21 protein-coding genes are annotated in these 21840 nt (G+C 74.3%); 11 read left to right on the forward strand and 10 right to left on the reverse strand.

What is annotated here, in order from left to right; genetic code table 11:
• The first annotated feature begins 2 nt into the window (after positions 1-2).
• From ABZX40_RS29215 to ABZX40_RS29230, 4 genes are all read left to right on the forward strand, one after another.
• Positions 3-1148 (forward strand): NAD-dependent epimerase/dehydratase family protein, encoded by a 1146-nt coding sequence (locus ABZX40_RS29215; RefSeq protein WP_355747593.1) that lies wholly within the window; start codon positions 3-5, stop codon positions 1146-1148.
• A gap of 6 nt (positions 1149-1154) precedes the next feature.
• Complete coding sequence (locus tag ABZX40_RS29220; RefSeq protein ID WP_355747590.1) at positions 1155-2249, forward strand: dihydrodipicolinate synthase family protein; 1095 nt, start codon at positions 1155-1157, stop codon at positions 2247-2249.
• Positions 2233-3249, forward strand: coding sequence for a hydroxyacid dehydrogenase (locus tag ABZX40_RS29225; RefSeq protein WP_355747587.1), 1017 nt, complete (start codon positions 2233-2235; stop codon positions 3247-3249). The genes ABZX40_RS29220 and ABZX40_RS29225 overlap by 17 nt, the downstream gene beginning before the upstream one ends.
• A gap of 123 nt (positions 3250-3372) precedes the next feature.
• The gene (locus ABZX40_RS29230; protein WP_355747584.1) at positions 3373-4233 is read left to right on the forward strand and encodes a fumarylacetoacetate hydrolase family protein; all 861 of its coding nucleotides are present in this window, start codon (positions 3373-3375) and stop codon (positions 4231-4233) included.
• Here the strand turns inward: ABZX40_RS29230 and ABZX40_RS29235 are convergent.
• Positions 4230-6341, reverse strand: a complete 2112-nt coding sequence (locus ABZX40_RS29235; RefSeq protein WP_355747581.1) for a tetratricopeptide repeat protein — start codon at positions 6339-6341, stop codon at positions 4230-4232. The genes ABZX40_RS29230 and ABZX40_RS29235 overlap by 4 nt on opposite strands.
• A gap of 207 nt (positions 6342-6548) precedes the next feature.
• Here ABZX40_RS29235 and ABZX40_RS29240 point away from each other — a divergent pair, with 207 nt between their 5' ends.
• Entirely contained in the window at positions 6549-6998 is a 450-nt protein-coding gene (locus tag ABZX40_RS29240) for a hypothetical protein (RefSeq protein ID WP_355747578.1), read from the forward strand.
• 21 nt (positions 6999-7019) lie between these two features.
• On the opposite strand, the gene ABZX40_RS29245 is transcribed toward ABZX40_RS29240, so the two are convergent.
• On the reverse strand, positions 7020-7952 hold the full coding sequence (locus ABZX40_RS29245; protein WP_355747576.1) for a hypothetical protein: 933 nt from the start codon (positions 7950-7952) through the stop codon (positions 7020-7022).
• A 264-nt stretch (positions 7953-8216) separates the two neighbouring features.
• Here ABZX40_RS29245 and dhaK point away from each other — a divergent pair, with 264 nt between their 5' ends.
• From dhaK to ABZX40_RS29260, 3 genes are all read left to right on the forward strand, one after another.
• Entirely contained in the window at positions 8217-9209 is a 993-nt protein-coding gene (gene dhaK, locus ABZX40_RS29250; RefSeq protein WP_355747574.1) for a dihydroxyacetone kinase subunit DhaK, read from the forward strand.
• Positions 9210-9270: 61 nt separating this feature from the next.
• A complete protein-coding gene (gene dhaL, locus ABZX40_RS29255; protein WP_355747571.1) occupies positions 9271-9870 on the forward strand; it encodes a dihydroxyacetone kinase subunit DhaL in 600 nt (199 codons plus the stop codon).
• Positions 9863-10273 carry a PTS fructose transporter subunit IIA gene (locus ABZX40_RS29260; RefSeq protein ID WP_355747568.1) on the forward strand — a complete coding sequence of 137 codons (411 nt, stop codon included), beginning with the start codon at positions 9863-9865 and terminating at the stop codon, positions 10271-10273. Before dhaL ends, ABZX40_RS29260 begins: the two co-directional genes overlap by 8 nt.
• A 13-nt stretch (positions 10274-10286) precedes the next feature.
• Here the strand turns inward: ABZX40_RS29260 and ABZX40_RS29265 are convergent, their stop codons facing one another.
• Complete coding sequence (locus tag ABZX40_RS29265; RefSeq protein ID WP_355747565.1) at positions 10287-10982, reverse strand: glycoside hydrolase family 75 protein; 696 nt, start codon at positions 10980-10982, stop codon at positions 10287-10289.
• Between the two features lie 482 nt (positions 10983-11464).
• Here ABZX40_RS29265 and ABZX40_RS29270 point away from each other — a divergent pair, with 482 nt between their 5' ends.
• Positions 11465-12442, forward strand: coding sequence for a fibronectin type III domain-containing protein (locus ABZX40_RS29270; RefSeq protein ID WP_355747562.1), 978 nt, complete (start codon positions 11465-11467; stop codon positions 12440-12442).
• On the opposite strand, the gene ABZX40_RS29275 is transcribed toward ABZX40_RS29270, so the two are convergent.
• Positions 12403-12633 (reverse strand): hypothetical protein, encoded by a 231-nt coding sequence (locus ABZX40_RS29275; protein ID WP_355747559.1) that lies wholly within the window; start codon positions 12631-12633, stop codon positions 12403-12405. The two genes, ABZX40_RS29270 and ABZX40_RS29275, sit on opposite strands and share 40 nt — an antisense overlap.
• Here ABZX40_RS29275 and ABZX40_RS29280 point away from each other — a divergent pair.
• Positions 12632-13201, forward strand: coding sequence for a hypothetical protein (locus tag ABZX40_RS29280; RefSeq protein WP_355747556.1), 570 nt, complete (start codon positions 12632-12634; stop codon positions 13199-13201). The two genes, ABZX40_RS29275 and ABZX40_RS29280, sit on opposite strands and share 2 nt — an antisense overlap.
• Here the strand turns inward: ABZX40_RS29280 and ABZX40_RS29285 are convergent.
• The 3 genes from ABZX40_RS29285 to ABZX40_RS29295 all read right to left on the reverse strand — a co-directional run bounded on the left by ABZX40_RS29285 (position 13189) and on the right by ABZX40_RS29295 (position 16281).
• Positions 13189-13752, reverse strand: a complete 564-nt coding sequence (locus ABZX40_RS29285; RefSeq protein WP_355747553.1) for a PadR family transcriptional regulator — start codon at positions 13750-13752, stop codon at positions 13189-13191. The two genes, ABZX40_RS29280 and ABZX40_RS29285, sit on opposite strands and share 13 nt — an antisense overlap.
• Before the next feature lie 43 nt (positions 13753-13795).
• Positions 13796-15820, reverse strand: coding sequence for an NADPH-dependent 2,4-dienoyl-CoA reductase (locus ABZX40_RS29290; protein ID WP_355747550.1), 2025 nt, complete (start codon positions 15818-15820; stop codon positions 13796-13798).
• Between the two features lie 92 nt (positions 15821-15912).
• The gene (locus ABZX40_RS29295) at positions 15913-16281 is read right to left on the reverse strand and encodes a hypothetical protein (protein WP_355747547.1); all 369 of its coding nucleotides are present in this window, start codon (positions 16279-16281) and stop codon (positions 15913-15915) included.
• Positions 16282-16530: 249 nt separating this feature from the next.
• Between ABZX40_RS29295 and ABZX40_RS29300 the strand changes: the two genes are divergently transcribed.
• Positions 16531-18609, forward strand: a complete 2079-nt coding sequence (locus tag ABZX40_RS29300) for a SpoIIE family protein phosphatase (RefSeq protein WP_355747545.1) — start codon at positions 16531-16533, stop codon at positions 18607-18609.
• A gap of 226 nt (positions 18610-18835) precedes the next feature.
• On the opposite strand, the gene ABZX40_RS29305 is transcribed toward ABZX40_RS29300, so the two are convergent.
• The 3 genes from ABZX40_RS29305 to ABZX40_RS29315 all read right to left on the reverse strand — a co-directional run bounded on the left by ABZX40_RS29305 (position 18836) and on the right by ABZX40_RS29315 (position 21615).
• On the reverse strand, positions 18836-19672 hold the full coding sequence (locus ABZX40_RS29305; protein ID WP_355747542.1) for a putative protein N(5)-glutamine methyltransferase: 837 nt from the start codon (positions 19670-19672) through the stop codon (positions 18836-18838).
• Between the two features lie 216 nt (positions 19673-19888).
• Complete coding sequence (locus ABZX40_RS29310; RefSeq protein WP_355747539.1) at positions 19889-20695, reverse strand: GNAT family N-acetyltransferase; 807 nt, start codon at positions 20693-20695, stop codon at positions 19889-19891.
• A complete protein-coding gene (locus ABZX40_RS29315; protein WP_355747537.1) occupies positions 20692-21615 on the reverse strand; it encodes an NADP-dependent oxidoreductase in 924 nt (307 codons plus the stop codon). Before ABZX40_RS29315 ends, ABZX40_RS29310 begins: the two co-directional genes overlap by 4 nt.
• Between the last annotated feature and the right edge of the window lie 225 nt (positions 21616-21840).

The following is a 21840-nucleotide window of genomic DNA, read 5'->3' on the forward strand; positions in this document are numbered from 1 at the left end:
CCATGCCTCTCAGTGATCAGGAAACCGCCACCCAACCTCCGCTCCCCACCCACCTTCAGCTCCCCACCCACCCTCCGCTCCCCACCCATCTCACGCAGCACCCCGCACTCCCCGCCCCGCCCCTCTTCCCCGACGGCGAGGACGCCCTCGAAGACCTCCTCGCCACCCCCTCCCCCGGGCTGATCGCCGATCTCGCCGGTCTCGAAGGGGATCTGGTGATCCTCGGCGCGGGCGGCAAGATGGGCCCGAGCCTGGCCCGGCTGGCGCGGCGCGCGCTGGACGCCGCCGACCGCCGGGACCTCGCTGTGCACGCCGTCTCCCGGTGGACCGACCGGGCCGCCGCCGACCGGCTCGCCGCCGACGGGGTCACACCGGTCCCCTTCGATCTGCTCGACGGCGACCCGGCCGCGCTGCCCGACGCGGGCAATGTGGTCTTCATGGTGGGCGCCAAGTTCGGCTCGGCGGGCAGCCCCGCGCACGCCTGGGCGGTCAACGCCGCCCTCCCGGACCGGGTCGCCCGCCGCTACCGCACCGCCCGGATCTCCGCCTTCTCCACCGGCAATGTCTACCCGCTGGTGCCGACCGCCTCGGCGGGCAGCGCGGAGGGCGACCCGGTCGGCCCGGTCGGCGAGTACGCCATGTCCTGCCTGGGCCGCGAGCGGGTCTTCGGCCACCACACCGCCGAACACGGCCTGCGCCTCGCGGTGATCCGCCTCAACTACGCCGTCGATCTGCGCTACGGCGTCCTCGCCGACATCGCCACGGCCGTGCACGCCGGGGAGCCCGTCGACCTCACCACCGGCCACCTCAACGCCGTCTGGCAGGGGTACGCCAACGAGGTCGCGCTGCGCGCGCTGCGGTACGCGTCCGCGCCGGAGCCGTTCACCCTGAACCTCACCGGCCCCGAGACCGCGTCGGTCCGCCGGCTCGCGGCGTACTTCGCCGACGAGTTCGGTACGACCGCCCGCACGGCCGGGGTGGAGTCCGGCACCGCGCTGCTCTCCGACGCCTCGCTCTGCCACGCCCTGTTCGGCTACCCCGGGCTGCCGCTGCGCACCCTGGTGGGCTGGCAGGCGGAGTGGATCCGGCGCGGCCATCCGCTGTCCGGCAAGCCCACCAAGTTCCAGGTCCGCGACGGAAGGTTCTGACCCACCGTGCCCACGCCCACCCCCACCCCGGCCACCCCGGCCGCCCCGACCGCGCCGACCGCGCTCGATGTGCTGGCCTCGGGAACGGTCGTCCCCGCCCATCCGCTCGCCCTCGACGCCGAGCGCCGTCTCGACGAGCGGCGGCAGCGCGCCCTGACCCGCTACTACCTGGCCTCCGGCGCGGGCGGTCTCGCGGTCGGGGTGCACACCACCCAGTTCGAGATCCGGGAACCCTCCGTCGGGCTGCTGCGCCCGGTGCTGGAGTCGGCCGCCGACATCGTCCGCGCCCATGAGGCGGAGCGGGGGCCGGGCCATGTGCCGGTCGTGAAGGTCGCCGGGGCCTGCGGCTACACCGCGCAGGCCGTCGCCGAGGCCGAACTCGCCGCGTCCCTCGGCTACGACGCGGTGCTGTTGAGCCCGGCCGTGCCCGGCGCCGACGAGGCCGGGCTGCTGGACCGCACCCGCGCGGTCGGCGAGGTGCTGCCGGTGATCGGCTTCTACCTCCAGGACGCGGTCGGCGGACGCCATCTGTCCCCGGCCTACTGGCGGGCGCTCGCCGACATCCCGTCCGTCGTCGCCATCAAGACGGCCCCCTTCGACCGCTACCGCACCGCCGAGGTCATCGCGGCCGTCGCCGCCGCCGACCGGGCGGACGAGGTCGCCCTCTACACCGGCAACGACGACGCCATCATCCAGGACCTGCTGACCCCGTACCGCACGGCGGGCGGACTGCGCTGGTTCGCCGGGGGGCTGCTCGGCCAGTGGGCGGTGTGGACGCGGGCCGCGGTCCGCCTCTTCGAGGAGGTACGGGCCGCCCGCGCCGGTGACCACGCCCTCACCGTCGATCTGCTGCGCCGGGCACCCCAGCTCAGCGAGGCCAACGCGGCCGTGTTCGATGTGCGCTACGACTTCCGGGGCTGCATCGCCGGGGTGCACGAGGTGCTGCGCGCCCAGGGGCTGCTGGCCGGCACCTGGTGCCTCAACCCCGAGGAGCGGCTGTCCCCGGGCCAGGCCGAGGAGATCGCCCGGGTCGCCGCCGCCCACCCGTGGCTCACCGACGACGACTTCGTCCGGGAGCACCTCGATGACTGGCTCCGCTGACCCGGCCGGGATCGTGGTCGCCGTACCCGAGGGGCTGCGGGCGGAGTTCTTCGCCGCCGGGGAGTGGGAGCGGCTCGGGGCGCTGGCGCCGCTGACCGTGGTGGACGCGCACCGGGACCGGGAGGCGGTCGCCGCCGCGCTGGGGGGCGGGGCCCGGGTCCTGGTCACCGCGTGGGGCGCGGCCCTGCTGGACGCCGGGCTGCTGGCGGCGGCGCCCGGCCTGGGCCTGGTCGCCCACACCGGCGGCGCGGTCAGCCCGTTCGTCACCCCGGAGGTCTTCGCCCGGGGCGTCCGGGTCACGCAGGCCGGTGGGGCGATGGCGGCGCCCGTCGCCGAGGTCGCCCTCACCTTCACCCTGTCCCTCCTCCACCGCACCCACCGCTTCGATCACGCCCTGCGCTCCGGCGCCGACTGGGCGACGGCGAGCGCCGCGCCCCCGCGCCATGAGATCCGGGGCTGCCCGATAGGCGTCATCGGCGCCTCCCGCACCGGCCGCGCCTATCTGACCCTCGTCCAGGCCCTGGGCGCCCGGGTCACGGTCTTCGACCCGTATCTGACGGCCGCCGAGGCGGAGCGGCTCGGCGTGGTCGCGGCTCCGCTGGACGAGGTGCTGCGCACCAGCCGGATCGTCGCCGTGCACGCCCCCGCGCTGCCCGCGACCCGGCATCTGCTGGGCGCCCGCGAACTGGCGCTGCTGCCCGACGGCGCGGGCCTGGTGAACACCGCCCGCTCCTGGCTGGTGGACGAGACGGCCCTGCTCACCGAACTCCGCACCGGCCGCCTGGACGCGGCCCTGGACGTCTACGACCACGAACCGCTCCCCGTCGGTCACCCCCTGCGGACCCTGCCCAATGTCCTGCTCACCCCGCACCAGGCGGCGGCCACCGTCGAGGGCCGCCGGGCGCTCGGCGCGTCCACGGTCGCCGAGGTGGCCCGCTTCCTGACCGGCCGCCCCCTGCTCCACGCGGTGGGCCCGGAGTCCCGGACCCGGGTCGAGTGACCCGGACCGAGCGACCCCGAACCGAGCGACCCCGGACCAAGCGACTCCGCACCGAGCGACCCCGGACCAAGCGACCCCGCACCGAGTGACCCGCCCTTCCCGAACCACCTGAACGGAACCCCCATGCGACTGATGCGCGTCGGCACCCCCGGCGGCGAACGCCCCGTCCTGTACGCCCCCGACGGCCGCCACTACGACCTGACCCCGCTCACCGACGACCTCACCCCGGAGTTCTTCGCCGGGGACGGCCCCACCCGGGTCGCGGCGGCCCACGCGTCCGGCGCCCTGCCCCCGGCCGAGGTGACCGGTCTGCGGATCGCCCCGCCCCTCGCCCGCCCCGGCGCGATCCTGTGCATCGGCCAGAATTACGCGGCGCACGCCGCCGAGTCGGGCTCCGAGCCGCCGACGGAGCCGATCCTCTTCTACAAGGGCCCCAGCTCGCTCGCCGGTCCCGCCGACGACGTGGTGATCCCGCCGGGTTCGGAGCAGACGGACTGGGAGGTGGAGCTCGGGGTGGTGATCGGCCGCCGCGCCCACCGGATCACCCCGGACGAGGATCCGCTGTCGTATGTCGCCGGGTATGTCCTCAGCAACGATGTCTCGGAGCGGGCCGTGCAGTTGGGGGCGCCGGGCGGTCAGTGGTCGAAGGGCAAGAGCGCTCCGACGTTCAATCCCCTGGGGCCCTGGCTGGTGACGTCCGACGAGATCGGGGACCCGCAGCGGCTGCGACTGCGGTCCTGGATCAACGGGGAGCCCCGCCAGGACTCCACCAGCGCGGACATGATCTTCCCGGTGGCCGAGATCGTCCGCCATCTCTCCCGGTACCTGGTCCTGGACCCCGGCGACCTCATCAACACCGGCACCCCGGAGGGGGTGGCCCTGTCGGGCCGGTTCCCCTATCTGCGGGCCGGGGATGTGATGGAGCTGGAGATCGAGGGACTGGGCAGGCACCGGAACGCGTTGGTGGCGGCGGACCCGCACTAGACACTGTCGGCGAGTTCGCGGCGGACGGTCTCGGCGTCCGGGTGGCCGAGCGCCTCCAGAAGGGTGAGCGCCTGTTCCCGGGCGGCGCGGGCGGCCGACGGGTCGCCGAGGGTGTCGTGGACGGTGCCGAGGTGTCTGAGGGTGACGCTCTGGAAGTGGTGGTCGCCCAGTTCGCGCCAGAGGGCGAGGGCCTGGTGATGGGCGGCGAGGGCCTCGTCGTGGCGGCCGAGACAGTGGTGGGCGTAGCCGAGGCTGTCGAGGGCGTTGGCCTCGCCGTAGCGGTTGCCGAGGGCGCGGTGCAGGGCGAGTGCCTGACGGCCCTGGTCGAGGGCCCGGTCGTGGTCGCCGAGGCGGGCGTACCAGCGGCTGACGTTGTTGAGGGCGTCGGCCTCGCCGGCCTCGGCGCCGGTCTCGCGGAAGAGGGCGAGGGCGGTGAGGTCGTGGGTGAGGGCTTCGGCGTGGTCGCCCGCGCGGCCGTGGGCCCAGCCGAGGCCGTGGTGGGTGGCGGCCTGTCCGGTGCGGTCGCCGAGTTGTTCGTAGAGGGCGAGGGCGTGGCCGAGTTCGGCGCGGGCCTCGGGGTAGCGGCCGAGGCGGGCGCAGGTGTTGCCGAGGAGCCGGTGGTTGGTGGCCTGGGCGGGGCGGTCGCCGAGGCGGCGGGCGGCGGCGAGGGCGGTGCGCAGTCCGGCGGCGCGGTCGAGCCAGTGGCCCTCGCGGTCGAGGAAGGTGGCGAAGGGCCAGGGCAGTTGCCAGGCGTGCCGGTCGAACCCGGCTTCGGCGGCCAGTTCGACGGCGGCGGTGAGGTTGGCGTGCTCGGTGGTGAACCAGCGCATGGCGGCGGTGTGGTCGGGGACGGCGAGCGGGGTGACGCCGGGCCGGGGCGGGGGCACCTGGAGGGGGTCGCGGTGCGGGGCGAGGGGGCGGTTGGCGGCCAGGGCGGTGTGCAGATAGAAGTCGAGGACGCGGTGGACGGCGTCGCGGCGCCGGGGCTCCGTCAGCTCGGTGGCGGCGAGTCCGGCGGCGTAGGCGCGGAGCAGGTCGTGGCAGCGGAAGCGGCCGGGGAGGTACTCCTCCAGGAGGTGGGCGCCGGTGAGTTCGGCGAGCAGGGCCCGGGTGCGGGGCAGGCCGGTGCCGTGCAGGGAGGCGGCGGCGTCCAGGCCGAGATCGGGGCCGGGGTGCAGGCCGAGGAGGGTGAACAGTTCGGCGGCGCCGGGGGTCAGGGCGGTGCGGGACCAGGAGAAGACGGCACGGATGTCGGTGTCGTCGCCGTCCCCGGTGGACAGGGCGACCAGCCGGTTCCGTACGTCCTCCAGTTCCGCGGCGAGGGCGGTGAGGGGGAGGGCGGGGCTGGTGGCGGCGCGGGCGGCGACGATGGACAGGGCGATGGGCAGCCCCGCGCACCGCTCGACCAGCCGGTCCACGGCACCGGATTCGGCGGTGACCCGGTCGGCGCCGAGGAATCCGGTGAGCAGGGCGCGGGCCTCGTCGGCGGAGAGCAGATCGAGGGCGAGGTGCCGGGCCTGCTCCCGGGCGACCAGGCCGGTCAGTCCCCGGCGGCTGGTGACCAGGACGAGGCAGCCGGGACCGCCGGGCAGCAGGGCCCGCACCTGGGCGGAGTCCCGGGCGTTGTCGAGCACGATCAGCAGCCGTCTGCTCGCGGTCAGGGTGCGGTAGAGGGCGGTCTGCGCGTCGAGGCCGGTGGGGATGCGGTCGGCGGGGACCTGGAAGGCGTCGAGGAACCCGCGCACCGCCTCGTCGGCCGTCATGGGCGCCCGCCCCGGGGCGAACCCCCGCAGGTCCACGTACAGCTGCCCGTCGGGGAACCGTTCCCGGTGCAGCCGTCCCCAGTGCACGGCGAGGGCGGTCTTGCCGATCCCGGCGGTGCCCCCGAGGGAGCTGATCACCACGGCCCGTCCGGCTCCGGCGTCCTCCTCCAGGCGCCGCAGCAGCAGCCCGAGTTCGCGTTCCCGGCCGACGAAATGGGGGATGCCGGAGGGCAGTTGGGCGGGGATCACCGGGGGCGGCTGCCCGGGGGCGCCTCCTTGATGGAAGTGCACGCCGCCGTGGATGGTCCCGGCCTGGATGACCGTCCCCGCGGTCGAGTCGGCCACGACATTGCGCACTCCTCGGCCGTCGTCCACCGGCGCCCCTCCCACGCTACGGATCCGCTCCCCAGGGAATGGGTCCCCAGCGAACCGGAGAAGAACCGGCCGAGGGGGAGGAACGCCCGGGAGAACCGGGTAACGATTCGACGGAACCACCTCCCCCACACCCGGTGTCCACTCCAGGTGAACCCTCAATCGCGGAGCGTGATGGTCATGGAACCGATCTCGGTGGCACTGCTGGCGGCCCTCGCGGGAGGTGCCGGGGGCGAACTGGGCCGGGAGGCATGGGCGGGCCTGAGCGCCCTGATCCGGCGCCCCTTCCGGCGCGGGGACGCCCCGGCGCTGACGTCCGGCGGTGAACCGGAGGCGGACGAGGGCGCGTTGGCGCGGGTGGAGGAGGTCCCCACGGACCGCGCCCGCGTCCAGGTCCTCAGTGCCGCCCTGTCCGCCCGCGCGGCCCAGGACCCCGAGTTCGCCGCCGCCCTGTCGGCCTGGCACGACCGGGCGAAGCACCTCAGCACCGGCCAGGGCTCCGTGTCCAACACCATGAGCGGCGGCACCTACAACAACGCGGTGTTCCAGGGCCGCGACTACCACGGCATCACGATGTACGCGGCGCCGCCACCGCCCGCCGCCCCCGACCCGGGCGAGACGCGGGGCTGACCGGGGTCGCCCGCCCGGGGATCACCCGAGCGCGGCCTCCATCTCCCCATAGGTTCCGGCCAGTTGCCCCAGGGTGGCCGCCGCCGTCTCCGTGTCCCCGGCGACCAGGCCGTACTGCACACCGCCCAGCAGCCGAGCCTGCCGCGCGGCGACCCCGGCGGCGTCCCGGGCCCCCACCTCCGCCAGCCAGAGCGAGGCGTCGGCGAGCCGCCGGGTGCCGACGCGGACGGCGAACTCGACCAGATGGGCACGCGTGCGGTCGTCCAGTCCCGCCCGGACCCGGTCGGCGAGCCGCTCCACCGCGCCGGACGGGCCCTGCCCCGCGTCCCGCCGGGTCCGGAATTCGCCGTCGGGGCCGCCGCCCGAAATCCAGCGCCGGGCGGCCTGCAGTGAATTCCGGACGGCATCCAGGACATCGACGTGACGCACGCGCCGGAATTCACTGCGCAGGGTGAAAGGGCGGGCGAAATGAACCTCGCGGCTGTTCCAGGCGGCGACGAAAGCGGGGAGGGGAAGGGTGGCGAAGGGAAATCCCTCGGGGTCGTGGAAGACGACCTCCCCGTCCTCGACGGCGAGGACGACGACCCAGTGGTCGGCACCCTCGGCCCTCCCGGCGGCCCCTGGCTGGTGCAGCAGCAGCCCCATGTCGACCGGTCCGACGACGGCCGGTCCCGACCGGGTGGCGTCCCGGAGCCGCCGTACGGCCTGCGTCTCGTCCCCGCCGCCGGTGGTGCGGCAGGTCCAGCCGAGCAGATCGAGGGCGCGGTCGAGACCGAGGTCGGGGTCCCAGCCGGGCGGGTCGAAGAAGAACAGGCCGTTCTCCTCCCACTGCGCGCCGAACGGAGAGCCGGTGAGGACTTCGAGGGCCGAGGGCGCGGGCGCGGCGGAACCCATCACCATGGCCAGTGAATTCGAGTAGCAGTAGGGCGTAGCGCCCCTGAATGCGAGTGCCATGCCGACGACCCTGGCATTTTCAATTTATTTTGGCAAGGCGCTGGAAAATCAGGCGGCAGAAAGGGGCGGCCACCCGCCCCGCCGTGAATTCACCGGCCCGGAAAAGGCCGCGCGAGGGGCCCGCCGGGCACGGCCCCGCCCCCGGCGCGCGTGCCCTTCCCTCCCACAAGGTCGATACTGCCTTCAGTGACACTCCGGAGCAGGACCGCAGTACCCGCCGCGCACGTCCCACGGCGAACGCACCGACGCTGACAGGAGAGACCCGTGAAGATGTTGATCAACGTCCCCGAATCCGTGGTGGCGGACGCGCTCCGGGGCATGGCCGCCGCCCATCCCGAGCTGGTCGTGGATGTGGAGAACCGGGTGATCGTACGGCGGGACGCGCCCGTCGCCGGGAAGGTGGGGCTGGTCTCGGGCGGTGGCTCGGGGCATGAGCCGCTGCACGGGGGGTTCGTGGGGCCCGGGATGCTGTCGGCGGCGTGTCCGGGGGAGGTGTTCACCTCGCCGGTGCCCGATCAGATGGTGCGGGCCGCCGCGGCCGTGGACAGCGGCGCCGGGGTGCTGTTCATCGTCAAGAACTACACCGGGGACGTGCTCAACTTCGACATGGCCGCCGAGCTGGCCGAGGACGAGGGCATCCGGGTCGCGAAGGTGCTGGTCAATGATGATGTGGCGGTGACCGACAGCCTCTACACGGCGGGGCGGCGGGGTACCGGGGCCACCTTGTTCGTGGAGAAGATCGCGGGCGCGGCGGCCGACGAGGGGCAGCCGCTGGAGCGGGTGGAGGCCATCGCCCGGCAGGTCAATGAGAACTCCCGCAGCTTCGGGTTCGCGCTGAGCGCGGTCACCACGCCCGCCAAGGGCAGCCCCACCTTCGATCTGCCGGCCGGTGAGCTGGAGCTGGGCATCGGCATCCATGGCGAGCCCGGCCGGGAGCGGCGGGCGATGATGACCTCCGGGGAGATCGCCGATGTCGCCGTGCACGCGCTCCTGGAGGACATGACACCGCGCGGCCCGGTGCTGGTGCTGGTGAACGGCATGGGCGCGACCCCGCTGCTGGAGCTGTACGGCTTCAACGCGGAGGTGCAGCGGGTGCTGGCCGCCAATCGGGTCGCCGTCGCCCGCACCCTCGTCGGCGACTACGTCACCTCGCTGGACATGGCCGGCGCCTCGGTGACGCTGTGCCAGGTGGACGAGGAGCTGCTGCGGCTGTGGGACGCGCCGGTCAGCACGCCGGGGCTGCGCTGGGGCCGCTGACCTGCGTCTGCCGACCGTGCATGTCCCCACCCTTCATGTCCCTACCACGCAAGGAGTTCCCGTGCTCGACGCCGATTTCTTCCGCCGCTGGATGACGGGCACCGCCGCGTCCGTGGCACGCGAGGCGGACCGGCTCACCGCCCTCGACTCACCGATCGGGGACGCCGACCACGGCAGCAATATGAACCGGGGCTTCGCCGCCGTGTCCGCCGCGCTGGAGCAGGACGCGCCGGACACCCCGGGCGCGGTGCTGCTGCTGGCGGCCAAGCATCTGATCTCGAAGGTCGGCGGCGCCTCGGGGCCGCTGTACGGCACGCTGCTGCGCCGGACGGGCAAGGCCCTCGGCGATGCTCCCGAGGTGAGCGAGGCGGAGTTCGCGGGGGCGCTGCGCACCGGGGTGGACGCGGTGATGACGCTCGGCGGGGCGGCGCCCGGCGACAAGACGATGATCGACGCGCTGGTGCCGGCGGTGGACGCGCTCGGCGACTCCTTCGCGGCGGCCCGGACGGCGGCGGAGCGGGGCGCGGAGGCGACCACGCCGCTCCAGGCGCGCAAGGGCCGGGCGAGCTATCTGGGCGAGCGCAGTATCGGCCACCAGGATCCGGGCGCCACCTCGGCGGCGCTGCTGATCGCGGCTCTGGCGGAGGCACACGGTGAGTGACGGCAACCCGGTCGGGATCGTGCTGGTGTCGCACAGCGCGGAGGTGGCCGCGTCGGTGGCGGCGCTGGCCAAGGCGCTGGCGGGCGGCGGGGACACCGTGCCGGTGGCGCCCGCGGGCGGTACCGAGGGCGGTGAGCTGGGGACCAGCGCGGAGTTGATCGCCGCGGCGGCGGCGTCGGTGGACCGGGGCGCCGGGGTCGCCGTGCTCACCGACCTCGGCAGCGCGGTCCTCACGGTCAAGGCGCTGCTCGCCGAGGGCGACGAACTCCCGCCGGACACCCGGCTGGTGGACGCGCCCTTCGTGGAGGGCGCGGTGGCGGCGGTGGTCACGGCGGCGGCGGGCGCCGACCTGGCGGCGGTGGAGGCGGCGGCGGCCGACGCGTACGGCTACCGCAAGGTCTGACGCCCGGCGCGGGTCACCGCACGAACGCCCTGGCTCTGCGCTCGCCTTCGCGTACGGCCGCCGCGTGGTTCTCGATGGGGGTGGCCACCGTGTCCTTGAAGAGGATGTAGGTCACCCCGGACGCCGTTCCGCCGTGCCGGGGGTCGGGGTCGATGCCGAGGGCCTCGGCGGTGGCGTAGGACGCCTCGCCGATGAGGTCGCGGGGGCCGCGGTCGCCGACGACGGCGTACTGGACCCGGTCCCGGTACACCACGGCGGCGATCGTCCCGCCCTTCACCCCGTGGTCGCCGTGGTCCCAGATGCCGCTGGGCACGGGGACGACGATGTGCGGGAGGGTCTCGGAGTCCAGGGCGCTGCCGTCGGACCCCGGGTAGGCGGTCTGGGGGGAGAAGTAGGGGTCGGTGCGGGAGTTGCAGTGGCGGCCCGCCCGGCCGTCGCAGTCGATGTCCATGTCGGCCTTCCAGAACACGGCGTCCCCGGTGCCGCAGACCGGGACGGTGGCGCGGGCCCCGGCGTCGGTGCGGTAGCGCCCCTGGGAGACGGGGGCGCAGTCGCGCACCTCGGCGAGCAGCTCGGCGGCGGGGACCGAGCCCTCGCCCAGCACCGCCGGGACATCGCGCGGGGGCGGATCGGCGGACGGCGTGGGGGAGATCGTCGGGGCGAGCAGGGCGGCGCTCGCCATGACGAGGGTCAGCGACTGGACACGCACGATAGGGAGCCTCTCCGAGCATCGGGAATCGGGCATCAAGGGTCCGAGATCCAGAACATGACGGACATTCAGCCCTATCTGACGCCCTTTCCGATCCCGGAGCCACGCAACAGGGCCGGAGAGCACCCGTCCGGAGTGTCCAAGAATGTCCCGATGTGGGAAGACGTGCCCTTCGAAGGGCGACAGGGGGCGGGGGCCCGAGCCCCGGATGAAACCGTCGGCTCCGGCCCCCGGCGCCCGCGCCGGCGCGGCAACAGCGACGACAGCGATCCGCGCCACAGGCATGAACTGGCCCGCACCCTGGGAGAGTTCGGCAAGTTCGGCCGTAGGGGTCTTCAGCATACGTAACTCCGGGCGATGCTCACCAGCGGCGTCCGGATGCCGTCCGCGGGCCCAGTCCGGACCCCGCCCCCTCTTGATGTGATCCCGTCAGACGCGCAGAATTGGTCCGGACCATTGCCACCGCCTGGGGAGGCAGAACCGTGCGACGCGCCCCCGTTCCCGCCGTGCTTGTCAGCGGCACCCTGCTGCTCGTGACCTCCTGCGCCTGGGGCGGAGCGGACGGCGGCGAGCGCCCACCCGGGATCCCGGCCGGGGTCACCGCCGAGGCCGGCAGCGCGACCAGCGTGCATGTGATGTGGAACCAGGTGACGGGCGAACCGCCGATCACCGAGTACGAGATCTACGAGGGCTCGAAGAAGATCAAGGAGGTCGACGCCGACGAGCACATGGTCGATGTCGTCCAGCTCAAGCCCGCTACCCGGTATGTCTTCACGGTCCGCGCCAAGGACGCCGAGGGGCGGCTCAGCGAGCCCAGCCGCCAGGTCGCGGCGACCACCCCGGCCGCCGTCGCCGCCGACGACTCCCCGCCCAGCGCCCCGGGCCGGACCACCGGGCGGGCCGCCGGCAGCCGGGCGGTCCAGCTGGAGTGGGGCGCGGCGAAGGACGATCAGAAGGTGGTGTCGTACGACATCTTCCAGGGGGATTCGAAGATCCACAGTGTGGGTGGGAACCAGACGGCGGCCGTGGTGACCGGGCTGCGGCCGGACACCGACTACGCGTTCACCGTCAAGGCGCGGGACGCCGCCGACAATGTGTCGCCCGCCGGGAACACGGTGAAGCTCACCACCGCGGCCGGGGACGACGCCAGCGGGCAGGACACCGCGCCGACCGACTTCCGGGCGGCGACCAGCGAGGCGGACGGGGCGTACAACCTCGATCTGTCGTGGCTGCCGCCGCCGGTGGACGGGGTGATCTCCGAGTACCAGATCCAGTTGGACGGGCAGAGCGCCACCTCGCTGGTGTGGGGCGGCAATCCGCCCGAGGGCCGCTCGGAGTACAGCTTCTACATCGGGGAGAAGGCCGGTCAGACCCACCGGGTGCGGCTGCGGGCCAAGCTGCCGGACGGCACCTGGGGCGGCTACTCGAAGGAGTTGACGGTGACGACCGGCGCGTCCTGAGCCGGTGTCGGCCCCAGTCGGGTGCGCGCGGACCGGCGGGGCCGTACGGCGGAATCCTTCACCCGGCCGGGCGCGGCCGGAGTGCGGCGGGCGGCGCGGCGGCATTGGCTGCCGGTGAGGCGCACGGACGTCCCCGACCACGGCGGCGCCACGGATGTACCGCCGACCGTGCCGCCGGAGGACAGATCCATGCGAACTTTCCAGCACATCCTGCGCTCCGGCCCGATCCTGACCGCCACCGCGGTACCCGTCGTCCTGGCCGCCGCCCCGGCCGGCGCGGCGAACGGCGTCTCCGTGAGCACCTCGGGCTCCTCGGTGTCGGTCACCACCACCGTGTGCGCCCAGATGAACGGCAGCTGGGGCAACGCCTCGCTGCTCAACAGCGCCCAGTCCGACTTCGCCCAGGGCCGCCAGGTCGCCCTGACCGGCACCGCCAACCTCCAGTCGGCCGCCTGGTCCGGTGTCGCCCCCGGCACCTACACGGTCAGCGTGGTGTGCGCGGGCGGGAACACGGCCGGCACCCAGTCGGTGATCGTCTCCGCCGCCCCGGCCACCCCGACCATCTCGGCGACCTCCTCCCCCGCCCCCTCGCCCTCACCCTCCGCGTCCGCCTCGCCGAAGGGCGTGCTGGGCGGGGTCGGCGGCGGCATCAAGGACTACGGCACGCTGACGCTGGTGGCCGGTGGGGTGCTGGTGGGCGCCGGGGCCATCGCGGCGGGCTGGTTCCTGCGCAGGCGGTCCAAGCCCTACCGGCTCTGAGGCCCCTCCTCCGTCCCTTCAAGGTCCTCCAGTTCGTCCAGCGCGCGGGTCAGCCACTGGGTCCAGAACGTCTCCAGGTCGATGCCCGCGCGCAGTACGAGGTGCTGGATGCGGTCCTGGGGGGTGTCCCGGCCCGGCGGGAAGTCCCGCTCCTCGATCTCCCGGTAGCGCGTCAGCTGCGCCCGGTGCAGCTGAAGATGGCGGCGCAGATCGCCGTCCAGTCCGCCGGTGCCGACCATGGCGGAGGCGCGCAGCCGCAGCAGCAGGGCGTCCCGCAGCGGCTTGGGGTCCTGGGGGGCGGCGGTCCAGCGGGCGAGTTCGGCGCGGCCCGCGGGCAGGACCTCGTAGCTCTTCTTCTGGCCGCGGGCCGGACGGTCGCCGGGCAGTTCCCGGATGAGCCCCTCGGCCTCCAGTCGTCCCAGCTCGCGATAGATCTGCTGATGGGTCGCCGACCAGAAGTAGCCGATCGACCTGTCGAACCGGCGGGTCAGTTCCAGCCCCGAGGACGGCTTTTCGAGCAGGGCGGTCAGGATCGCGTGCGGGAGTGACATGCGGTCATCCTAGGGACCGCCCGGTGCCCGGCCGGGGGCCCGCTCACAGGGCCGCCGCCACCTCCGTGCCCTGTTTGATCGCGCGCTTGGCGTCGAGTTCGGCGGCCACATCGGCGCCGCCGACGAGATGGGCGCGGACCCCGGCGGCGATCAGCTCGTCGTAGAGGTCGCGGCGCGGTTCCTGGCCGGTGCACAGGACGACCGTGTCGACCGGCAGGACGGTGCTCTCGCCCGCGACGGTCAGATGGAGTCCGGCGTCGTCGATCCGGTCGTAGCGGACGCCCGGGACCATGGTGACGCCGCGGTGGCGGAGTTCGGTGCGGTGGATCCAGCCGGTGGTCCGGCCGAGTCCGGCGCCGACCTTGGTGGTTCTGCGCTGGAGGAGATGGACCGCGCGGGGCGGCGTGGGACGCTCGGGGGTGCCGAGGCCGCCGGGGTGCGCGTACTCCGGGTCGACGCCCCAGCGGCGGAAGTAGGCCCCGGGGTCCTCGCTCGCCCCGTCGCCGCCATCGGTGAGATAGGCGGCCACATCGAAGCCGATACCGCCCGCGCCGAGGACGGCGACCCGCTCGCCGACGGGGGCGCCGTCGCGCAGTACGTCGAGGTACCCGAGGACGCTGGAGTGGTCGACGCCGGGGATGCCGGGGACACGGGGGGTGACGCCGGTGGCGACCACGATGTCGTCGTAGCCGGTGGGTCCGGTGAGATCGGCGGCGGTGACCGGGGTGTCCAGGCGGACATCGACGCGGTGGGCGGCGAGTCGGTGCCGGAAATAGCGCAGGGTCTCGTCGAACTCCCGCTTGCCGGGGACCTTGCGGGCCACGTTGAGCTGGCCGCCGATCTCGCTCGCGGCGTCGTAGAGGGTGACCTCGTGGCCGCGTTCGGCGGCGGTGACCGCGCAGGCGAGCCCGGCCGGTCCGGCGCCGACGACGGCGACGCGTCGGCGCCGCCGGGTCGGGGACAGCACCAGCTCGGTCTCGTGGCAGGCGCGCGGGTTGACCAGGCAGGAGGTGATCCGCCCGCTGAAGGTGTGGTCCAGGCACGCCTGGTTGCAGCCGATGCAGGTGTTGATGGCGTCGGGGGTGCCGGCGGCGGCCTTGGCGACGAAGTCGGGGTCGGCGAGCATCGGGCGGGCCAGGGACACCATGTCGGCGTGGCCGTCGGCGAGGAGCCGCTCGGCGAGTTCGGGGGTGTTGATGCGGTTGGTGGTGATCAGGGGGACGGACACCTCGCCCATCAGCCGCCGGGTGACCCAGGTGTAGGCGCCGCGCGGCACGGAGGTGGCGATGGTGGGGATACGGGCCTCGTGCCAGCCGATGCCGGTGTTGATGAGGGTGGCTCCGGCGGCCTCGACGGCCCGGCCGAGGGCGATCACCTCGTCCAGGGTGGAGCCGCCGGGCACCAGGTCCAGCATGGACAGCCGGTAGATGACGATGAAGTCGGTGCCGACGGCCTCGCGCACCCGGCGGACGATCTCCACCGGGAAGCGCGTCCGGTTCTCGTGGGAGCCGCCCCAGCGGTCGGTGCGGTGGTTGGTCTGCCGGGCGATGAACTCATTGATGAGATAGCCCTCGGAGCCCATGATCTCGACGCCGTCATACCCGGCCTCGCGGGCGAGCCGGGCGGTGCGGGCGTAGTCGTCGATGGTCCGCTCGATGTCCGCCTCGGTCAGCTCGCGCGGGACATGGGGGCTGATGGGGGCCTGGAGCGGGCTGGGGGCGACCAGGCCGGGGTGGTGGGCGTAGCGGCCGAAGTGCAGGATCTGGAGGGCGATCCGGCCGCCCTCGCGGTGCACGGCGGCGGTGATCTCCCGATGCCGCTCCGCCTCCGCCGCCGTGGTGAGCCGGGCGCCGCCCGCCCAGGGGCGGCCCTCCTCGTTGGGCGCGATACCGCCGGTGACGATCAGGCCCACTCCCCCGCGCGCCCGAGCGGCGTAGAACGCGGCCAGCCGGGTGAAACCGCCCTCCGCCTCCTCCAGGCCGATGTGCATCGAGCCCATGAGGACGCGGTTGGGCAGGGTGGTGAAGCCCAGATCGAGCGGCCTCAGCAGATGCGGGTAACGGCTCATGGGCCCCTCCGTGCGCGGTGTCCGCCCTCAGTTGTAGAGGACCGCGCACGGATTATGCAACTAGTTGCACAAGAAGCCGGGCCTGTTTCGGCTCAGCGGTTCTCCAGCAGCACGTGCAGCTCCCGCTCCTGGTCGCCGGACGCGGTGGACAGATCGCGTACCGAGAACAGCGAGTGGAGCGTCGTACGGAAGCGGTCGATGGCCCAGTAGCCGCCCTGGATGTCCGCCGTCACCGACGCGGACAGCCGTCCGGGAGCCGCGCCCGGGTGGGTGTCGGCCACGTCGAAGGTGCCCAGCCAGACGGCCGGGCGGGTCTCGTGGAGCTCCTCCGGCACATCCTCGGCGCACCGGTCGGAGGTGAAGGACGCGCACAGGGTGTCGAACACGACCCGGGCGTCCTCCTTGCTGCACCCGCTGATCTCCACGGAGACCGATTCCGGGTGCGAGGCTGCTGCGTTCATCGCGACCGCTCCTTCCCTGGCCTGGCCGCGGCCCTGCCGCCACTCCCAGGGAAGCACCGCGCGCGGGAGAACACCACCGGCGGGGGCGGGGGCGGCGCCGGGCTCAAGGGATCGCCGGACGGACGCCGATGTGTTGAGGGATGGTGGAGAAACGAGCGCGGGGCGCGGCAGAACGCGCCGGGCGCGCTACGACAGGGAGAGCCGGCACGGGGGAACGGGTGCCATGGCACGAGCCCAGGGCGGTGCGTGATGAGTACACCGGGATCTCCGGTCACCGGGGGTGACGAGGCGGACGAGGGGACGGAACGGCCCAGTGGACTGCTGGACGTGCTGGGTGTGGCCTCGGTGGTCCTGGACGCCGAGGGCCGCATCGTGCTGTGGAGCCCGCGGGCCGAGGAGCTGTTCGGCTACACGGCGGCGGAGTCGCTGGGCCGGTACGCCGCCCGGCTGCTGATCCACGAACAGCACCTGGACCTGGTGGTGAAGCTGTTCGCGGACGTGATGGCCACCGGCCGGGGCTGGGCGGGCGCGTTCCCGGTCCGCCACAAGGACGGCGGCACCCGGCTGGTCGAGCTGCGCACCACGCGGCTCACCGACGACCACGGTCAGGACTACGCCCTCGGCCTCGCCGCCGACCACGACACGGTCCGCCGGCTGGAGCGGGACGTGGCGCTGTCGGCGCAGGTCGTCGACCGGTCCCCGATCGGTATCGCCGTACTGGACACCACACTGCGCTATGTCTCGGTCAACCCGGCGCTGGAGCTGCTCGACGGGGTACCGGCGGCGGAGCATCTGGGGCGGACGATGCGGGAGGTGCTGCCCCTGCTGGACGCCGAGGCGCTGGAGAGGGCCGCCCGGGAGGTTCTCGCCACCGGCCGCGCCCAGATCGACCGTCCGGTCCTCGGCCGCACCCCCGCCGACCCGGACGAGGACCATGCCTGGACGGCGTCCCTGTACCGGCTGGAGGACGCCCTCGGCACCGCGCTCGGCGTGGCCCTCTCACTGGTGGACGTCACCGAGCAGTACCGGGCGGCCGTGGAGGCGGAGGCGGCCCGGCGGCGGCTGGCGCTGATCGCGGACGCCTCGGCGCGCATCGGCACCACGCTGGAGCTGGACCGCACGGCCCGCGAGCTGGCCGAGGTGGCGGTACCGGAGCTGGCGGACATCGCGGCGGTGGATCTGCTGGACGCGGTGGTCGCGGGCCGCCGCAGCCGCCTCGGCCCGTCCGAACCGGCGGTGATCCGGGCGCTCGCGGTCCGCGCGGCCGGGGAGTCCGAGGCGCTGGCCGCGGCCGACCCGCCCGGCCAGGTCGCCCGCTACGGACCGGACCGGCTGGTCACCCAGTGCGTCCGCACCGGGGAGGCGGTGCTCGTCGCCCAGGTCGAGGACGACGATCTGCCGAGGATCGCCCGCTCGCCCGCCGCCGCGGTCCTGCTCGCCCGCGCGGGCGTGCACTCCTATCTGGCGGTGCCGCTGATCGCGCGCGGGGAGGTGCTGGGCGCCCTGGACCTCAAACGCACCCGCAATCCGCTGCCGTTCGGCGAGGACGATCTGCTGCTCGCCCGGGAACTCGCCGCCCGCGCCGCGGTGCAGATCGACAACGCCCGCTGGTACCAGAACGCCCGGGACGCGGCCCTCACCCTCCAGCGCAGTCTGCTGCCCAGCCATCCGCCCGTCACCGGCGGTCTGGAGGTCGCCTCCCGCTACCAGCCGGCCGGCGCGACCAGCGAGGTGGGCGGCGACTGGTTCGATGTGATCCCGCTGGAGGGCGGCCGGACCGCGCTGGTGGTCGGCGATGTGATGGGCAGCGGGATCGGCGCCGCCGCCACCATGGGCCGGCTGCGCACCGCCACGGCGACCCTCGCCCCGCTGGACCTGGACCCCGCCGTTCTGCTGGAGCACCTCGACCGCATCACGTCGGGCCTCAAGGACTCCATCGCCACCTGCCTCTACGCCGTCCACGACCCGGTGTCCGGCCGCTGTCTGATCGCCAACGCGGGCCATCTCCCACCGGCCCGGATCCGCGCGGGCCGCCCACCCGAACTCCTGGACCTCCCGACCGGCGCGCCCCTCGGCGTCGGCGGCGTCCCCTTCGCCACCACCAGCTTCGGCTTCACCCCCGGCGACCAGCTCGTCCTGTACACCGACGGTCTGGTGGAGACCCGCCACCACTCCCTGGACGAACGCCTCCACACCCTGCTCACCCTCCTGGACGACCCGTCCCGCCCCCTGGAGGACACCTGCGACCGCCTGCTCCGCACCCTGCACCAGCCGGACAACCACGACGACGTGGCGGTACTGATCGCACGGGCACGGGAACCGGGCTGAGCCCCCGGCGGTCGCGCCCCTGAGCGCCGTCTGCGCGTCCGTGGCGGCGACAGGGCGCTGCTGATCGCGAAGGCGCGGGAGAGATGGGCTCAGCCCAAGGTTGCCGCGGCCCGGGGCCGCCACTCGGTCCGGCAACCCCCGATCACCGTCTGCGCGTCCGTACGCCGATCAGGCGGGCGGGCGAGCCGGGCCGAGCCCCCGCGGTCCCGGCCCCGGGGCACCCCCCTCAATCCGGCAACCCCCCGATCACCACATACGCGTCCGTGTCCTCGCACACCGCCACCTCCGCCGTGAGACCGGCCCGGGTGTACGCGTCGACCGCGTGGGGCGCCTGGCGGGCGCTGGTCTCGGTCAGGAGCCGGCCGCCGGGGGCCAGCCAGGGCGGGGCACCGGCGGCGACCCGGCGCAGGACGTCCAGTCCGTCGCCGCCGCCGTCGAGCGCGGCCAGCGGTTCATGGTCGCGGGCCTCGGCGGGGAGCAGCCCGACCTCCCCGGTCGGCACATAGGGCACATTGGCCGCGAGGATGCCGACCCGGCCGCGCAGCCCGGCGGGCAGCGCCGCGAACAGGTCGCCCCGGTGCACCCGCCCGTCATAGGCGGCGACATTGCGGGCGGCGCAGCGGACCGCGACCGGGTCGATGTCGGCGGCGTGCAGTTCGACGGGGCCCAGGGAGGCGGCCAGCGCCGCCCCGACCGCGCCGGAGCCGCAGCACAGGTCGACCACCACCCGCGCGTCCGGCACCCGGGCGAGGGCCTGTTCGACCAGGTACTCGGTCCGGCGGCGCGGGACGAACACCCCGGCCGCCACCGAGATGCGCAGGCCCCGGAAGCCGGCCCATCCGACGACCAGTTCCACGGGCAGCCCGGCGACCCGGCGTTCCACCAGGGCGGCGAGTTCGGCGGGGGTGCGGGCGGTGGCGAGGATCAGCGCGGCCTCGTCCTCGGCGAACACACACCCCGCGGCCCGCAGCGCCACCACGACGCGATCAGGGGTGGGCGAAGGGAACGAGGAGGGTGCCGCAGACGCGGACCCAGATGATGACGACGATGACGATGACGACATGGAAGGTGCGGGAGCCTTTCGGGACACGAAGGGCGCTCCCGGTGGCCGCGGTCCCAGGGCCTAGGACATGCCCTGACGTTGATCCGCGCCGGTTCGAGGAGGGAGCACCCCGGCTGGCACAGCGGGAATGGATCTCACCTCCTCGGTCCTGCGGCCGGGGTCCACCCCCGGCCGGACGGCCACCATACACCTGCTCGATCGGCGCCCGGCCGCCGCTCAGGACACCGCCATCGCCCGTTCCCCGCCCGTCGGTTGCGGAGCGCGGGCCGCCATGAACGCGGTGCTGCGGCGCAGCCGGAAGCCCAGGTGCTCGTAAAGCCGGATGGCGCCGGTGTTGGCGGCGCCGGTGTGCAGGAACGGGGTCTCGCCGCGCTCGCGGATGCCGTGGGCGACGGCGAGGACCAGCCGGGTGGCGAGTCCCTCACCGCGGGCGGAGGGGTCGGTGCAGACCGCGCTGATCTCGGTCCAGCCCGGCGGGTGCAGCCGCTCCCCCGCCATGGCGACGAGCCGTCCCTGTCGCCGGATGCCCAGATAGGTGCCCATCTCGATGGTGCGGGGCAGGAACGGACCGGGCCGGGTGCGCTCGACCAGGTCGAGCATCTCGGGTACGTCGGCGGGGCCGAGGACGATCGCCTCGGGCTCGGGCGCGGCGGCGATCCCGTCGTCGACGAGCTGGACGCCCTCCGCGTGGAAGGTGATCTCCCAGCCGTCCGGGACGGGCCCCTGATGGCCGAGGAGCGGTACCTCGGCACCCGGCCCGGACAGTGCCGCCAGATCGGCCCAGTCCTCGGGCTCCAGCCGGTCGGGCAGCGCGAGCCAGGGGGAGACGTCGACCGGGTAGCGCAGGATCCGCCCGCGCCGCTCGGCGAAATGGGCGTGCGGCCCGGTGAGGGCGGCGCGGGCGGGGTTGTCGAGGAGGTGGGGGGTGTGGGGGCTGTCCGGCGTCGGGGGCGCCTCCGGCCCGTGGGACGGGCCCGGGGTCCGGGGCTGCTCGGGTATCCGCCCGCGCTCGTCCCGGGTCACCGGGACACCTCGATGACCGTCTTGCCGTGGGCGTGGCCGTCCTCGACCGCGCGCAGGGCCTCCCCGGCGCGCTCCAGCGGGTACGTCCGGCTGACCTGCGGATCCAGGGTGCCGTCGACCGCGAGGGCGGCGACGGCGTCCAGCACGGACGCGTTGCGGGCGCGGGCCACCCGGGCGCCGCCGAGCCGCTCGGCCTCCTCGGGGCGCACCGCGGCGGTGATCAGCCGGGTCCCGCCGGGCACCAGCGCCGCCGCCTCCTCGAAGACCTCGCCGCCGACGAGGTCGAAGATGCCGTCGACGCCCTCGGGGGCGGCGGCCCGGACGCGCTCGGGCCAGCCCGGCCCGGACGGTACGTGGACCGCGCCGAGGGAGTCCAGCAGATCCTTCTTGGTGGCCCCGGCCAGCCCCAGCACCCGGATCCCGGCGGCTCGGGCGATCTGGACGGCGGCCACCCCGACGCCGCCGCCCGCGCCGGTCACCAGCAAGGTGCTGCCGGAGGGCAGGTCCAGCTGCCGGACGCCGTCGTAGGCGGTGGCGGCGGCCACCGGGAGGGTCGCGGCGGTGGTGAAGGAGAGCGCGTCGGGCTTGTGCGCGGCCACCTCCACCGGGAGGACCGCGAACTCGGCGTAACCGCCCGAGACCGGCGACCCGAACACCGCGTCGCCGACGGCGAACCCGGTGACCTCCGGACCGACCTCCTCGACCACCCCGGAGACCTCGCTGCCGAGGACGGCCGGGGGCTCGACGGCACCCTGACCCGCGCGGCGGTAGCCGTTGCGGATCTTGTAGTCGACCGGATTGACCCCGGCGACGCGCACGGCGACCAGCAGCTCGCCGGGACCGGGCACGGGCCGGTCCCGGTCGACGAGCGCCTCGGTCTCCGGACCGCCGTTCCGGGTGAAGACGTATGCCTTGGGCATGGTGGCTCCCACTTTTCGCGCTGTCGCCGGGGCACGAGGGGGACGTGCGCACCGGCGGATCGGGCATCTCGGGCAAGGAAGATCGCTGTCGAGCTATTCCCGGGCCGCGGAAGACTTCATACGCGGTTCACGATCGCGGATCCGTTCGGGCGACCCCGCCACGCCCGCCACCCGGAATGTCCGCTTCGATAGGTCCCCGCCGGGAGGCTCAAGAGAGCGACGGAC

The sequence above is a fragment of the Streptomyces sp. NPDC004610 genome (assembly GCF_040609715.1).
Classification (GTDB): domain Bacteria; phylum Actinomycetota; class Actinomycetes; order Streptomycetales; family Streptomycetaceae; genus Streptomyces.